The organism is Pseudomonas sp. S2_E01, from assembly GCF_054668365.1.
In genome coordinates this window covers 4,649,685-4,664,579 of record NZ_CP162762.1, presented here as the reverse complement: position 1 = coordinate 4,664,579, position 14,895 = coordinate 4,649,685, and the positions used below count along the sequence as shown (strand labels likewise).

The following is a 14,895-nucleotide window of genomic DNA, read 5'->3' as shown; positions in this document are numbered from 1 at the left end:
ACCTCTCTTTCAGTTTTGCGCCCGATCGGGCGTCTCGGATTTAGTGTTTACAGCTACGTTTTGTTGGCGAGCGCCGGCTTCTTTGAGCGCTGCAACCCACTGCGGGTCGGCGTCGCCGATTTCGTTGTTGACGGGCAGATAACGTTCCGGAAACTCCCAGATCAGCACTTGTGGCGGGCTGTTCTTGAAAGCATCGCTTTTGAGATAGCTGAGCATCGGCAGGATCGGGCCATGGCCGTCTTCGGCGTAATTGACCACGTCGCTGTTCAATGCCTGTTTCAGCGCGCCGACGAAGTTCCAGTTCGGGTTGGCGCTGTAGCTGGTCCCGATCAGCGCCACCGGCACCTCGGTGTTGGCGAACAGGGCGTCATCGCCGCTGGCCTGGTCACCTACGGCCACGGTGTTGCGTTTTTGCAGGGGCTCGGTCGCCGGCATCATGTTTTCGAACAGCGGGTCCAGCGGCAGGAACAGGCGCAGGTCACCCTTGTGGGTCACGGTTTGCGCAGGCTCGGTTACGAAACGCTGCGGCTCGCCGCTGAGCGGGGTTTTTTCCGCGATGGTTTTGGCCAGGGTCTCGGCGGCGATCTGCGCGCCTTCAGGCGTCCAGTGGGTGTCGGTGCGCAGGAACACCTGCTGGCCGTTGAGCTTGCCCTTTTGCAGCGGGATCAGCAGGTCGGGGGCCAGGATCTTGTTGGCGGCGACACGGGCGTGGAAGTCTTCATACAGGTTGGCGTGAATGCTCGAAGGCTTCACTTCACCCAGATGTTCCGGATACAGGCGAGTCTTGGCCGGCACAATGGCCATCACCAGTTTCACGCCCTTTGCCTTGAGTTCCTGGCGCACGCCTTCGACCAGCGCGTAGTTGCTTTGCAGGTTCAATTCTTCATTGACGATCGGATTGAACTCCTCATCGCTGTACAACCACTGGTCTTGGCCGAGCACCACGCCCGGGCGACCTTCGTTGAACAGTTTGAAATCCAGTGCTGCCCAGAGGTTGGTCCCCAGGCGCTTGATCGGGAATTCGTCGTCATAGTGGGTTTCGACGGCCTTGGCCCAACGGCCATTGAGCACTGTCGCGTCGGCGTTGGTGCTGAAGCCGAAGAAGCTGCGCACCGACCACAGGCCCAGGACCAGCAGGGTCACCATGAACAGGGCGATGTAGAAGATACGTAATGAGCGGGTCATGGTCAGATCCCTCAGAACTGGAAGTAAAGGAACGGCGAGAAGCTTTGCGCCGAGAGTTTGAGAATCGAGGCGATGAACAGCAGCAGCACCAATGCACGCATCACGTAGCGCGACCAGTCAGCGGTCCAGTAAGCCGGTTGAACGGTGGCTTCAGTGCCAACGGTGTAGCCCGGTTCATGGATGCTGGCCGGGTTGTCACCCGGTACGGCCTTGATCATTCCCGGAGTTGCGGTAGCCGGGCCATTGGCCTCGACGTTGACGGCGGGTTTGGTCTTGGCGGGCGGCTGGTTGCTGTAGAGGTCGCGCAGGCCGAAGAACGCCAGGGTCATGTACGCCACCACCAGGGTTGCCACTTGCAGGCCGGTGAGGTTGGCGCGGTTGAGTTCCGACAGCGACCATTCACCAAAGCTGAACATGGCGCCGTACATGCGACCGGCCACGTGCAGGTTTTCGGCGCGGAAGATGACCCAGCCCATTACCACCAGCAGGAAGGTCAGCGCCCAGCGGATCGGGTTGAGGCTGCGCGGCGACGTGTTCAGGCCCAGGGCCTTTTCAATCGCCAGCCACATGCCGTGCCAGGCACCCCAAACGATGTAGGTGATGTTCGCGCCGTGCCACAGACCACCGAGCAGCATGGTCAGGAACAGGTTGCGATAGGTCATCAGTGTGCCTTTGCGATTGCCGCCCAGCGTGATGTACAGGTAGTCACGCAGCCAGGTGGACAGGCTGATGTGCCAGCGCCGCCAGAACTCGGTGATCGACTGGCTGATGTAGGGCTGCTTGAAGTTTTCCATGAAGCGGAAACCCATCATCAAGCCCAGGCCGATGGCCATGTCGCTGTAGCCGGAGAAGTCGAAATACAACTGCGCGGTATAGGCCAGTGCGCCGAGCCAGGCGTCGCCCGTGGTCGGGTTTTGCAAGGCAAAGCAATGGTCGGCAACCACCGCGAGGGTGTCGGCGATGAAGACTTTCTTGATGAAACCCTGCATGAACCGCGTGCAACCCTCAGAGAATTTGTCGAGGGTGTGCGTGCGGTTGTTGAACTGGTCGGCGAGGTCGCGAAAACGCAGGACCGGGCCGGCAATCAGGTGCGGGAAGATCGCCACGAACGCCGCGAAGTCGATCAGGTTGCGCGTGGCCGGGGTGTCGCCACGGTAAACGTCGATGATGTAGCTGATGGACTCGAAGATGTAGAACGAGATACCGATCGGCAGCAGCACATGGGTAAGGATGAACGGCGACAGCCCCACAGAGGTCATCAGCGCATTGATGCTGTCGACGCCGAAGTTGGCGTATTTGAAGTAACCCAGGATGCACAGGTCGACGGCCACGCCGAGCAGCAGCCAACGCTGGGCCGGTTTGGTGCGCACACCGGCGGCGCCGACTTTCAGGCCAATCCAGTAGTTCCACAGGGTGACGGCGGCGAACAACGCGAGGAAGTCCACGCGCCACCAGGCATAGAACACATAGCTGGCGATCAGCAGCAGCAGGTTGCGATAGCGTATTCCGCTCAAGTAGTACATGCCGAGAAAGATCGGCAGGAACAAAAACAGGAACACGTTGGATGAAAATACCATCCCGGTCTCTCCGTGTTTAACCAACAGTCAAGGGCCAACGGCCCCCCCAAACCCCCCATGGAAAACCGGGGGGTAACTCACAAAACCAAAACCCGACACTGACCCCCTGTAGGAGCCAGCTTGCTGGCGATCGCGGTGTATCAGTCGACACTCAGGGTGAATGTCAGATCGCAATCGCGAGCAAGCCCGCTCCTACAGGAGACGAATCAAGATCCCTTGCCCTTGTCATTCGCCGGGTCATAAACCTTGGTCAGGTCACCCCCCAGGCGGAAGGTCTTGAACGGTTGCATCTCGTGTTTCTTTTCCAGCACGTCCGGGGTGCAGGTGTAGAGGGAGCAGAACGGTTCGAGCCAGGCGAATTTCATGTCCTTCTTCAGGTCGGTCATGTCCTGTTCCTTGCCGTTTTTCTCTTCGAACTGCCCAGGATCTTTCACCCCGGCCAGTACGCGATCACCCAGGCGTTTGAGCGCACCGTTGTTTTCCTGGCGCAGGTCCACACCGTTGACCTGGGCGAAACTGGCGATCATCGCCAGCGGCGGCAGGGCATAGTTGTGGTAGGCAAGGGCGCGTTGATTGCGCTTGAGTTCGTTGGGCAAAAAGCCCTGGGCGTCCACCTGATTGACGCCGACCTTGTATTCCTTGACGGCCCAGTCGAACAGGTCGCGGCGGTTGGTGGCGACGGAGGTCGCCATCACCGACCAGGCGGCCCAGTACGAGTGGTTGTTGGTTTTTTCCAGCGGCAGGTTGTCCCAGTCGCTGACGACTTGGTCGGCCATCTTGTTGAACCAGGCTTCGATCAGCTGCGATTCCTGCTGGTGGTTGGCCAGCGGATGCGAATCGGAGAACTTCAGGCGCAGGTACGCGGACGCCATACTGCCCAGCGCCCATTTGCGCATGGACTTGCCAGTGTGGTTGAAGTCCTTGGACATCAAGGCGTCGGCCTTGGCCCAGGCGGTCAACCAATTCAGCGTGCATTCCAGCTGTTCGGGACGACCGTCGCGCATGAACTGCATGACGCGCTTGCTGGTGCCGCGCTCGATCTTGGTAATGTCGGCGGTGCTGTCACGAAAGGCTTTTTCCGATGTGACATTCAAGGTCGAACGGGCCTTGTCCGACCCCTCGTACTTGCTGCGAAATTGCAGCGAGCCGGTGTAAGGCGTCGGCATCGCGTCGCAGCCTTCGCTGCTGTCGCCGGTTTTGACTTTCTCGATCGGCGCGAAGTATCCCTGGGGCGGACGCAGTGGTGCGGCGGCCTGAGTGGCGCCGGCGAACATCGCCAGCGTCAGCAGGGATGGGGCGAGTAACTGTTTCAACGTTCGGTTGTGCATGGCAGACCTCATTGCCCGATTTGAGCGGTGCGTTGCTCGGCGCTCGGGAATACGTTGCGTTTGCAGATTTTCGCTTCGACCTTCTGGGGTGCGGCACCGGCTTCGGGGCCCTGGACTTCGACTGCCAGCAGATTCTGCGAGGCCCAGTCTTCGTCCGTGCGCAACTCGAAGGCGAAACGACCGTCGGTGTCGGACGTTTCCGGTTTTTCGATCTTGATGTCCTCGTGGCGCCCGTTCATGTACCAGAGGGTGGCTTGCAGGGTTTTCACCGAGGTGTCGGCGAAGCGGATGTCGACCTGGTGGCTGCTGTTTTGCAGGTTCAGGTTTTTGCTGTTGACCATCAGTTCATTCTTGCCTGGTTTGAGCGTGGTGCTGCCGGACATCTGTGCATCTTTGCCTTCGCAACCGTTATCCAGCAGCGCCATCATCTGGCGGTAAATGGTTTCCTGGTCCAGGCGATAGAGCGGCGAGAATTCCCAGATGAGAATCTTCGGCGGGTTCTTCTGGAATTCTTCGCTGCCCAGGTACTGCAGCATCGAACCTTCCAGGCCGCCGCCGGGGAACGCCACGTTGAGAATGTCAGCGCCGATGGACTCTTCGAGGAACCCGGCGAAGTTGTAGTTCTTGCCGCTGTGGGACGTACCGACCAGGGTGATCTGCGGATTGCCAGAGTCGCCGAACAGATCGCCGTCGCCCGCTTCGCCCTTGGGCTCGGTGGTGAATTGATCCATGTACTGGATCGCGTAGCTGGTGCCACAGAGTTGACCGGCCATGTTGTGCAATGTTCCGGTCTTGCCCATGCGACCCGACTTGTGGGTCTCGAATTCGCGCTTGGGAATGTCGGCGAAGGCCGGGATCTGCTTGACCTTCTCGGCGACGATCTTCGCTGTACGCTGCGCGCCGTATGGGGTCCAGTGCTGGTCGCCACGGAAGTAGAAATCGTGGGCGGGCAGGGTCTCGGGCAGCGATTCGTTGGTCAGCGGCGACAGGTCTGGCACCACATAGCCCATGGCGGCAAAGCGGCCGAGCATGGTCTTGTAATTGCGCAGGGCCTTGTCGAAATCGTAGCTGGCCTTCTCCTGCGGGTTGAGCTTGTTGCGGTTCACCAGGCCACGGGTCGGCTGATAAACCACCACCAGTTCCACACCTTTGCTTTTGAACGCATCGTGCAGTTGCTGCATGCGTTTGTAGCCGGCGGGGGTGGTGTCGAATTCGGTGCGCAAGTCTTCCTGGGTACGGAACAGCCAGTCGCCCTGGGCCTGTACCAGCGTGGTGAAGTTCTGCTGGTAGCGTGTGGTGTAGTTCTTCGCGTCGTGGGCTTGAGGGCAAAGGTTGCAGCACGGCTCGGCTTCAAAGGTGGGAGCCTGGACTTCGTCCGCGCGCGCCCCGGCGCTGGCCGCGAGAATACCGGCGGTCAGGGCCGACAGGCTGAGTAATTTGATCAAGTGTGGGTGCATAAAATTATCCTCAGTCCTGCAATTCGGTCTGGCGTTCGACCGGGTCGATCAGCACGGCTTTCTGCTGGCGCACCATCAGGTCGAGAATTTCATCCTGGCGTTCGCCCAGGATGCCGTTGAAGCTGATGCCGCTGGATTTGGTCGGGGCGAGCATCGACACGCGATACAGCTCGACGCTCAAGGGCGAGTCGATGGACAGCGGCCCGCTGCCGTTGCCGGCCAGTTCGCCACCAACGATGATCAGCGACACTTGGGCGTCGAACGGGTCGAGCTTGATGTCACGGTCGGTGTCGGTCAGGTCCTTGATGTGGCCGTAGACGCCGGTGAGGCCGTTGGCCATGGCCAGGTTTTCGTAGAGGCGAATGTTCACGCTGTTACGAATGCGAATGCCGTGGCGCTTGTTGCTGATGACCTTGTTGCCGTAGATCAGGTTGTCCCCACTCTCGTACAGCGTGATGCCGTCGGTGTGGTTCTTGTAGATCTCGTTGTAGGCGATCAGGTTGTTGACGCTGTTACGGTCGATCACCAGTCCCGACAACTTGTTGTCGTAGCTGCGGTTGTTGAAGATGAAGCTGTCGTTGACCTCACGGGAAATAATGATCCCGTGCTTTTTCTTGGTCCCGTACACCGTGTTGTCGGCGATGATCAACCCGTGCGATCGGTCATGCGGGTCGATGCCGTAGATGATGTTGTCTTTGTAGGTGTTGCCCTTGACGACGAAGTCGCGGGTTTCGTAGCAGTAGAAGCCGTAGTACATGTCCGAGAACTCCGAGCCGACGATCCAGCCGGTCGGTTCAGGGCGCTTGAGCACCTTGGCCATGTTTGGCGTGTACTGGGAAATACTCACGCCGTAGGACTTACTGTTGGCGTAGCCGAAACTGGCCATCTTGCTGTTGGCGATGTAGGTCTCGGTGCCACCCCAGGCCAGCAGGAACGGACGGAATTCCTTGGCCGACTTGAACATGGCCGGACCGTTACTTTTTTCACTCCAACCGGTGACCTTGGTATCACGCACAAACAGTTGGCCGTCGTTGACCAGGAACGAACCGGCTTCCTGGGACAGGCGCAACTCCTGGGTCTGCTTGTCGATATCGAGGATGCCGTGCCTGCCCACCACAATCGGCACCTTAGCCAGGAACACGCCCGGCGAGGTTTCGTTGAGGTACTGCTTGGGCAGCTTCTTCGCCAGGTCCTGAAGGTTCATGTAGCCGTCGTCGACGAAGATCGCCTGTGGGATCCCGTGCTGACGCACCACCCATTCGGCCATCTTGTTATCGCCGCCGATGAAGTCCTTCAGCGCGTCTTCCTGCATCATGCGGCGCACGCTGACCTTGCCGGCCTTGCTGCGCACGATTTTTTTCGCGATGGCTTCGGCGGTGTAGCCGCTGATGTCCGGTGGTACCGGTTTTTCCAGCTCCAGCGGCGCGGTGGGCGCACTGGCGACGGTGTAGGTTTTTGCCTGTTGCAATTCCTTGGCCGTAGTCGTGGGCTTGGGCGCAGGCTCGGCATTGGCGAAGGCGGCTGCACTGGCCAGCAGCATCGCACCGGCCAGCAAGGTCAAGGCGCCTCTGTTCGGACTGTGCATGTCGGGAACTCCTTTAGCGGTTTGCATCAGAAGCGCCAGATCACGTCGATGAACGCGCGGTGCATGTACGAATCGACCTGTTTGCCGTAGGCATCGCCCGGTTTGAATACACCGCCACGAAAGCGCACCAGGGCCGACGGCTCGTCGATCGACTGGCTCAGCGCCGCCGGCAGCAGGCCTTGTTTGAAGTACTTGGTGACGACGAGGTCCATTTCCTGGCCGAGGTCTTTGTTGCCATCTTCCAGCGGCAGTGACGTGCTGGAGAGGATCGCGCCGGTGGCGTCGTCGGTGTTGTTCTCGACGGCGTTGATGCCGTTGCTGCCGACAGGCTTGTTGCCGTCGACACGCCAGAATTTGTGATAGATCAGGCTCGCGTCGTATTCGTCGTTGAGCATCCATGAGCCGAACAGGGTCGCGGTCTGCATGTTATTCATTTCGCCGCGATAGGCTTCGCCGAAACGGTGAACACGCGAGCGCGTACCGGTGTAGTTCGAGCGGTTGCTTTCCAGGCCGTTCTGTTGGTAATCGGCGCTGGCGCGGGCGTAGGCGGCACCCACCTGCCACTGCGGGTCGAGGCGCAGGCGTACACCCAGGTCGGTGGCCCAGCCGTTGACGTCTTCACCACGCTTGGCTTGTGCGGGGCGCGTGCCGTCGGCATTGAGCGGGTTGACCGTGTCGGTGTCGCCGCTCATGCCGGTGACGCTGCCCCAGTAATTGAGGGTGTTGGTGTTGCGATAGTTGTACGCGTCGCTGTCGGCGGTGAGGCCGAGCCAGCTGATGTCGCCATTTTGTTTCTTGTCCAGCGAGTCGCCGGCCACGCCCGGTTCCGGGTAGTCGAGCTTGCCGTCGTCATGGGTGTGATGCCCGCGAATGCCGACCCAATTGCCCGGTGTCCACTGGTACGCCGCATCGGCGTAGACGTGCAGGCGATCCTTGTCCTGGGGCGACAGCTCTTTCAAATCGGTGCGGTATTCGCTGAAACGTTCGGCGACGCCCGCGTTGGCCCGCAGCAGGGTGGTGTCAAAGGTCCAGTTCAGGGCTTCGATGTTGGTGTCGCGCCATTGGCCGTCGTCGTTGCGCAGGCGTTGGCGACCGAGCTTGAGGATCTCGCCGGGGTAGGGGGTCAGGCCGCTGTAGCCAACCCAGAACTCACGCATCGCCAGGTAGTTTTTCTTGGTCTTGCGATCACCGTTGTCGGTGGTCTGGGTGCCTTCGTCGTCGGACTGCTGCAAGGTGTCGGTTTCGATGATGTCGGTGGACGTCACCGCCTGGCCCATGGCGTAGGCGCTCCATGCGCCACTCTCGCCGTAGACCCAAGGTCGCAGGTCAAGGCCGACACCGTTGACGTCGCCGCCGCTGGCAGTGCCCAGGTCACGGTCGTCCTCGGACTGGCCGGTGATCTTCACTTCGAGGCCGAAGTTCTTGGCTTCGGTCAATGCCGCGAGCGTTGGGCAAGACCACAGCAGTGCGCAAGTCAGGCCAATGCCGGCCTTCACGAAAGGATTCAACTTCATAATTTTTCCTCGCCGTCTTCTTCTTGCAGGGCGTGCAGTTCCAGCGTGTTCTGGCTCAAGGCACCTCTTACGGCCTGTTCTTGTTTCAACAGGCGTTGGGCTTCGGCGAGCTGGGCAGGCGGCAGTTGGGCTTCGAGTGTTTGCGCAAGCTCGGTGGCTTGCGGGGTGTTTTGGGCCTTGGCCAATTGACTGAAGACATAGGCATTGAGCGGGTTAGGCTTGGTGCCCTTGCCTTGGGAAAACAGCTGGGCGATGGCGAAGTCGGCGCTGTTCTGGCCGTTGCGCGCAGCGGTCAACAAGTGATCCAGGGCTTTTTGCGAATAGACCTGGCCCAGGTAACCGCGACGGTAGATCTGACCCAGGTAGTAATCGGCGGCCACTTCCTTGCCAACGGCTTTCTGGAAGTGCGCTTCGGCGACCTTGGCATCGGCCGGCACCCATTTGCCCTCGTAGTAGAGCTTGCCGAGCAACAGTTCGGCGCGGGGCTGGTCGGCGGCGCGGCCGTTTTCCAGGTACTTCATCATCGTGTCGACGTCGCCCAGTTCCGGGAAGTCGTACAGCAACTGCGCCAGGCTGACCCAGGAAGCGGGGTAGCCGGGAGCGATGTCTTCGAGCAGCGATTGGGCGGTTTTCTCGTCGGTCTTGCCCAGCGTCGAGTCGCCAAGGACACGCGCTACGCTGTCCACGCGTTGCGCGGACACGGTGCCACGGGTATGCGCGGCCTGCATCTGCTTGATCAGGGCGGCTTGCTCTTCGGTCTTGCCCTGTTTCTGGTAGACCGTGGCCAACTCGACGTAGCAGATGTCGGTGGTGTTCAACGCGGCCTTGCAGATGGTCGCCACTTCGTCCAGATGCTGATCGTACGTGCCTTGGGTGCGGTAGAGCAGCACTTGAGCCAGGCCCGCCTCCGGCTTGCCTTCGGCGCGCCATTGGCTGATCTGCTGTTGGGCGTTGATGTTGGGGAAACTGTGCGGGTATTGCAGGTACAGCATCGCCAGCGGGATGAGCGTGTTGCCTTCGCCATTGGCCGCTGCTTTTTTCAGCAGCGTCTCGGCTTCGTGCTGTTCGGCTTCGGTGGAACCCGGCTTGGCCACTAGGAGGCGACCCAAGCGTGCCTGGGCACGGGGCGACACATCGGCAGCGGCGCGGTAAGTCGCCTCTGCCTGTTTGATCTGCGCCGGGTCGCGGCTGTCGACCTGGATGTCGGCCAGCCCGACTTGCGCCTCGCTGTAACCCAGGTCGGCCAGGGCCTTGTAGTTCTGCTGGGCAAGCGCAGTGTCACCGCGCTTGAGGGCTTCGTTGGCCAGGCGCTGATCGGGCAGGCCGGCGCAGCCGGTGAGGCTGATGGCGAGCGCGACAGCACACAGAGACCCCATGTGGGAGCGCGATGTACTGAATAGTTTGGGCGTCATCACGGTCACGTCCTCCGCTTACAGGCCAGCGGCCATGGCTTTGTTGATCAGCCAGTTCAGGTTCGGGCCGCGGTCGCTGTTCACTTCCACCGGACGACCGGCGAACTTGCTGTCCAGCGGCTCGTCAGGCTGGATCAGGACGCGAATGTCGGAGGACAGGTCGGCGCTTTTCAAGCTGCTGCTGCTCACGATCTTGCCGGTGCGGTTTTGGTCTTCACCGGCGATCTGGAAGCTGACGGTGGTGCCTGGGCGTACGTCGTTGAACTGGCGATAGGAGAAGCGCGCTTCGACGTTGGCTTCGCTGTTGCGCGGCACCAGTTGGAAGATCACGTCACCCTTGCTGGCGTATTGACCGTCGGCAACCAGTTGCTGGGCCACGGTGCAGTCGCATGGCGAAGTCAGGGTGCCGGTCATTTGCTTGCCGAACAGTTCTTCAACCTTGGCCGGTTGCAACTGGTCTTCGTCCAGATGGCCCTTGAGTACGTCGAGCATGCTGGTGCTGAAGGTCGCCAGCGGCGCGCCTTTGGCGGCCACGCCGTCAGCCTTGATCAGGCTTTGCACGGTGCCGTCGCGCGGCATGGTGATGTTCATGCCCGGCACGCTGACCAGACCGGCCTGGGCGTGGCTGACGAAGTACATGCCGTACACCGATTTGAAAATGAAACCGAACGCCGCCAGGCCGACGATGAACACGCCCAGGCTGAAGGTCACTGCGCGCAGGCGACCCAAGGCGCTCATGCCCTGGCTGCCGTCCTTCTGTTTGCGCGCCTTGGTGAAGTTGTCGCGCTGCAGGGTGGCCAGCACTTCACCGATGCTGACAATGTCGCCCGCCAGGTGCGAAGTGATCAGGTGGCGCAGGGTCGAAATGTCCTGCGGTTCCAGGTTCTGGAACTGGCAACCGACGCGCCCGGTCTGGCGATCGAAGGAGCGCACTTGCAGTTCAACGTCCATGGCCAGGCCGAGGTTGTCGATGACGAACTGCAGGCGTGCCTTGTGGGCGTCACCGATCTTCAGCGGCAGTTGACCGGCGTTGAATGCCAGGCCGCCAGCGGAAAGGTCGAGGACCCGGGCTTCAACCGGGGTCCGGTCCGGACCGAAGAAACGCAGTTTGGCCGGGATTTTCACACGGGCGTGCTGGCGCTGGGCTTCGGATTCATGCACTACGTTGGCGTTGACGGCGGTATTCATATGGGCGATTTCCTAGTTAATTCAGGCGAGTTCGGTCAGACCATCATCAGCAGCACGGCGACAAAAATGCTGCCGGCAGAGAAGGTCATGGTCCGAGACGACCAGGTGTTGAACCAACGTTGAAAGCTGGCGAGATCACGGGTCAGGGAAGTGGGCTGGCGAGTCCAGGATTGTTGGTCGAGGCGGAAGAACACGTAGATCTTCACCAGCGCGCCAACAATCTGGTTGTAATACAGAATCGCCGGGTAAGCCGGACCGATCCGGTGGCCGGAGCAGGACAGCAACAGGGTCAGGATCAGGCGGGTAATGCCGATCCACAGCAGGTAAACCAGGATGAACGCGGTGCCGTACTTGAAGCTGGCGAGGATCGCCACGGTCAGGCCCAGCAGCGAAGTCCACATCGACACGCGCTGGTCGAACAGCACCACCGTGGTAAACGCACCGAGGCGCTTGATCCCCAGGCCCAAGGCACGGGAGTTCTGGCGCAGGTTGTTGCCGTACCAGCGGAACATCAGCTTGCGGCTGGCCTTGATGAAGCTCTTTTCTGGCGGATGCTCAACGGTGTGGATGGCGGCATCCGGGACATAGAAGGTGTCGTAGCCCAGACGCATCAGGCTGAACCAGCTCGACTTGTCGTCACCGGTCAGGAACTTGAAGCGGCCCAGGCGCCAGTGCTGCAGCGAATCGCTTTCCACGTCGGCGATGAATTCCGGGTTGGTCACCACGGAGGCGCGGAACACCGACATGCGGCCGGTCATGGTCAGCACGCGTTTGGACAGAGCCATCGAACACATGTTGATGTGACGCTGGGCGAATCGCAGTTTGTGCCACTCGCTCATGATGTAGCCGCCGCGCACTTCGCAGAATTCGTTGGTGGTCAGGCCGCCGACATTGCCGAACATCTGGAACCACGGCACGGTCTTGAGCACCACGCCTTCGGCGAGCACGGTATCGCCATCAATCACGGCCACCACGGCACGGTCGTCCGGCAGGTGACGGGAGATGGCACGGAAACCGTAGGCCAGGCCATCGCGCTTGCCGGTGCCGGGAATACGCACGAAGTCGAGCTTGACCCGCTCTGGCGGGTTCATCCGGTTCCACAGGCTTTTGACCAGCAGCTCATCGGACATTTCCACGATTGAGCAGACCACGGTGGTCGGCAGGCCGCAGTCGATGGCTTCGCGAATCACCGAGCTGTAGACCTGGGCAGTGGTCAGCGCGTCAATACGGAAACTGGTGACCATCAGGAAAACGTGGGACGGGTCAGCCGCTTTGCCCAGCTTGCGCACTTTGCGCCGCAGGTGCGGGTAGACCACGTACAGGAACAGCATGCCGCGCACAAAGTGCGTGGCGCCCATCGAGTAGCGCCAGATACCGACGATACCGATCAGGAAAATGAAGTCCTTCGACTCGGAGTCGAACGTGGACGTTGGCAACGCCGTGGCGATCCCCATCAGGAGAGTCAAGTAAAACAGCCAACCGGCGGCCTGGAGTAGGCCATTCTTTAGCCTGTGCATAATGTGTATCCGTCTCGATCCGTGGAACCTGTAGGAGCGAGCATGCTCGCGATGAACCCGGGAACACCGCTGGGTGTCAGGCAGCCAGCGTCATCGTTGGCGACCATCGCGAGCGTGCTCGCTCCTACAGGGAAGGCAGCCTTACCAGCAGATGCCTTCGGCGCGGCCGTTGGCGCTGGTGGCTTGAGACATGAAGCCCACCAGGTCGATCACTTGTTTGCCGTGCGGGACTTCCTGCACCAGGGTGCGGAACTTCTCGTCACGGTTGCCGAGGATGATCACGTCGGAGTTGTTGATGACTGCGTCGAAGTCGGAGTTGAGCAAGGACGAGACGTGAGGGATCTTCGACTCGATGTAGTCCTTGTTCGCGCCGTGGACACGGGCGTATTCGACGTTGCTGTCGTAGATCTCCAGATCGAAACCCTTGCCGATCAGCATTTCAGCCAACTCGACCAGTGGGCTTTCACGCAGGTCGTCGGTACCGGCCTTGAAGCTCAGGCCCAGCAGGGCAACTTTGCGTTTGTCGTGGCTGGAGACGATGTCGAAGGCGTTCTGCACCTGGGCTTCGTTACTGCGCATCAGCGAGTTGAGCAGTGGTGCTTCCACGTCCAGGGAGCCGGCGCGATAGGTCAGGGCGCGCACGTCCTTGGGCAGGCAGGAACCGCCGAAGGCAAAGCCTGGGCGCATGTAGTACTGGGACAGGTTCAGCGTCTTGTCCTGGCAGACTACGTCCATCACTTCACGACCATCGACACCGACGGCCTTGGCGATGTTGCCTATCTCGTTGGCGAAGGTCACCTTGGCGGCGTGCCACACGTTGCAGGTGTACTTGATCATCTCGGCGACAGCGATGTCCTTGCGGATGATCGGTGCGTCGAGCTCTTCGTACAGCGATTGCAAGACATCGCCGGAAGCCTTGTCGAACTCGCCGATGACAGTCATCGGTGGCAGGTCGTAGTCAGCGATCGCGGTGCTCTCACGCAGGAATTCAGGGTTGACGGCCACGCCGAAATCGACGCCGGCTTTCTTGCCCGAGCAATCCTCGAGAATCGGGATGACAACGTTTGCGACGGTGCCCGGCAGCACGGTGCTGCGCACCACGATGGTGTGGCGGGTGGATTTTTCACGCAGGACAAAACCGATCTCGCGGCACACCGCCTCGATGTAGTTCAGTTCCAGGTCGCCGTTCTTCTTGCTCGGCGTACCGACGCAAATCATCGACAGGTCGGTATCGCGAATCGCCTCGGCGAAGTTGGTCGTACCACGCAGACGGCCGGTTTCGATGCCCTTGGCCAGCAGTTCGCCCAGACCCGGTTCAACGATCGGTGATTTGCCGGCGTTGATCATGTCGATCTTGTCCTTGGCGACATCGACGCCAACAACGTCATGGCCCCGTGCAGACAGGCAACCGGCACACACTGCACCGACGTAACCCAAACCAAATATGCTGATGCGCATCGCATTTTCCTCTGTGTTTAATCAAGCCATTACATGGCCGGAGTTAATGGTATTCAGCGGTACTAGTGCACTCGGAAGTGCGGCTGACAGGCGTCGCAGTGCCGTGTGCAGGCATATAAGTTCCGAGTGTCTAAATAAGTGCACTCAAGATGTGCGCAACTAGGCCTTATTGTTATGACTTGCCCCGTTATGCAGCCGAGTCCTCGGGTTCGAGGTTGTTCGGGCAACACTCGTTCACACTCGATGCCGGGCGTAAGGCCCGTGGATCAAGGGTTTTGGTGCTCGGGAGAGCACGTTTACTGGGGCGCAGTCTTGGCCGTATAGGTGATAGCAGTCATGCCTTATCTCCTTTGCTGCAGGTCTTGCGCAGATCCGTTATTACTGTGGCGAAGTTGGTGTGACAGTTTCACCATTCACGTCGCGTCTCTACGTAAGTTATCTCGTACATATCCAGAGATAATCGCTACCGGTGGTATGAGCTATGCAAATTGACATAGTTCCGACCCACCCATCGCGAATGTTGAAATTTTTTGAAATATTGAAAAGGATGGCACTGCTTTCAAATTGATGGCACTTGCTGTCTCGCCCTTGTTACACAGGGGGTTAAACAGGTGAGATATTTTTGTGCCAGCACCAAGAATTATTTTCAGTGCCACTACTGAAAAAAATCGATT

General features: G+C 60.0%; 10 protein-coding genes. All 10 read right to left on the bottom strand.

Features of this window, described 5'->3' with window-relative positions; genetic code table 11:
- Positions 1-9: 9 nt before the first annotated feature.
- The 10 genes from AB4O36_RS21685 to AB4O36_RS21640 all read right to left on the bottom strand — a co-directional run bounded on the left by AB4O36_RS21685 (position 10) and on the right by AB4O36_RS21640 (position 14,221).
- Positions 10-1,185 carry an alginate O-acetyltransferase gene (locus AB4O36_RS21685; RefSeq protein ID WP_460117910.1) on the bottom strand — a complete coding sequence of 392 codons (1,176 nt, stop codon included), beginning with the start codon at positions 1,183-1,185 and terminating at the stop codon, positions 10-12.
- 11 nt (positions 1,186-1,196) lie between these two features.
- Positions 1,197-2,762, bottom strand: a complete 1,566-nt coding sequence (locus AB4O36_RS21680; protein ID WP_460140242.1) for an MBOAT family O-acyltransferase — start codon at positions 2,760-2,762, stop codon at positions 1,197-1,199.
- Between the two features lie 206 nt (positions 2,763-2,968).
- Positions 2,969-4,090: a mannuronate-specific alginate lyase gene (locus AB4O36_RS21675; RefSeq protein ID WP_460140241.1), complete on the bottom strand. Its 1,122-nt coding sequence runs from the start codon at positions 4,088-4,090 to the stop codon at positions 2,969-2,971.
- Between the two features lie 8 nt (positions 4,091-4,098).
- Positions 4,099-5,547 (bottom strand): alginate O-acetyltransferase, encoded by a 1,449-nt coding sequence (locus tag AB4O36_RS21670; RefSeq protein WP_460117904.1) that lies wholly within the window; start codon positions 5,545-5,547, stop codon positions 4,099-4,101.
- A 10-nt stretch (positions 5,548-5,557) separates the two neighbouring features.
- Entirely contained in the window at positions 5,558-7,132 is a 1,575-nt protein-coding gene (algG, locus tag AB4O36_RS21665) for a mannuronan 5-epimerase AlgG (RefSeq protein WP_460140240.1), read from the bottom strand.
- A gap of 26 nt (positions 7,133-7,158) precedes the next feature.
- Positions 7,159-8,646: an alginate export family protein gene (locus AB4O36_RS21660; RefSeq protein WP_460117900.1), complete on the bottom strand. Its 1,488-nt coding sequence runs from the start codon at positions 8,644-8,646 to the stop codon at positions 7,159-7,161.
- Positions 8,643-10,058: an alginate biosynthesis TPR repeat lipoprotein AlgK gene (gene algK / locus AB4O36_RS21655; protein WP_460117898.1), complete on the bottom strand. Its 1,416-nt coding sequence runs from the start codon at positions 10,056-10,058 to the stop codon at positions 8,643-8,645. Before algK ends, AB4O36_RS21660 begins: the two co-directional genes overlap by 4 nt.
- A gap of 18 nt (positions 10,059-10,076) precedes the next feature.
- Complete coding sequence (locus AB4O36_RS21650; RefSeq protein WP_460117896.1) at positions 10,077-11,246, bottom strand: PilZ domain-containing protein; 1,170 nt, start codon at positions 11,244-11,246, stop codon at positions 10,077-10,079.
- A 35-nt stretch (positions 11,247-11,281) separates the two neighbouring features.
- Positions 11,282-12,763, bottom strand: a complete 1,482-nt coding sequence (gene alg8 / locus AB4O36_RS21645; protein ID WP_460117893.1) for a mannuronan synthase — start codon at positions 12,761-12,763, stop codon at positions 11,282-11,284.
- A 141-nt stretch (positions 12,764-12,904) separates the two neighbouring features.
- Positions 12,905-14,221: a nucleotide sugar dehydrogenase gene (locus AB4O36_RS21640; protein ID WP_460117891.1), complete on the bottom strand. Its 1,317-nt coding sequence runs from the start codon at positions 14,219-14,221 to the stop codon at positions 12,905-12,907.
- Positions 14,222-14,895 lie beyond the last annotated feature (674 nt).

Excerpts from the sequence above, each read along its gene's own strand:
- AB4O36_RS21685 (WP_460117910.1), bottom strand. The coding sequence starts at position 1,185 with ATGACCCGCTCATTACGTATCTTCTACATCGCCCTGTTCATGGTGACC.
- AB4O36_RS21680 (WP_460140242.1), bottom strand. The coding sequence starts at position 2,762 with ATGGTATTTTCATCCAACGTGTTCCTGTTTTTGTTCCTGCCGATCTTT.
- AB4O36_RS21675 (WP_460140241.1), bottom strand. The coding sequence starts at position 4,090 with ATGCACAACCGAACGTTGAAACAGTTACTCGCCCCATCCCTGCTGACG.
- AB4O36_RS21670 (WP_460117904.1), bottom strand. The coding sequence starts at position 5,547 with ATGCACCCACACTTGATCAAATTACTCAGCCTGTCGGCCCTGACCGCC.
- algG (WP_460140240.1), bottom strand. The coding sequence starts at position 7,132 with ATGCACAGTCCGAACAGAGGCGCCTTGACCTTGCTGGCCGGTGCGATG.
- AB4O36_RS21660 (WP_460117900.1), bottom strand. The coding sequence starts at position 8,646 with ATGAAGTTGAATCCTTTCGTGAAGGCCGGCATTGGCCTGACTTGCGCA.
- algK (WP_460117898.1), bottom strand. The coding sequence starts at position 10,058 with ATGACGCCCAAACTATTCAGTACATCGCGCTCCCACATGGGGTCTCTG.
- AB4O36_RS21650 (WP_460117896.1), bottom strand. The coding sequence starts at position 11,246 with ATGAATACCGCCGTCAACGCCAACGTAGTGCATGAATCCGAAGCCCAG.
- alg8 (WP_460117893.1), bottom strand. The coding sequence starts at position 12,763 with ATGCACAGGCTAAAGAATGGCCTACTCCAGGCCGCCGGTTGGCTGTTT.
- AB4O36_RS21640 (WP_460117891.1), bottom strand. The coding sequence starts at position 14,221 with ATGCGCATCAGCATATTTGGTTTGGGTTACGTCGGTGCAGTGTGTGCC.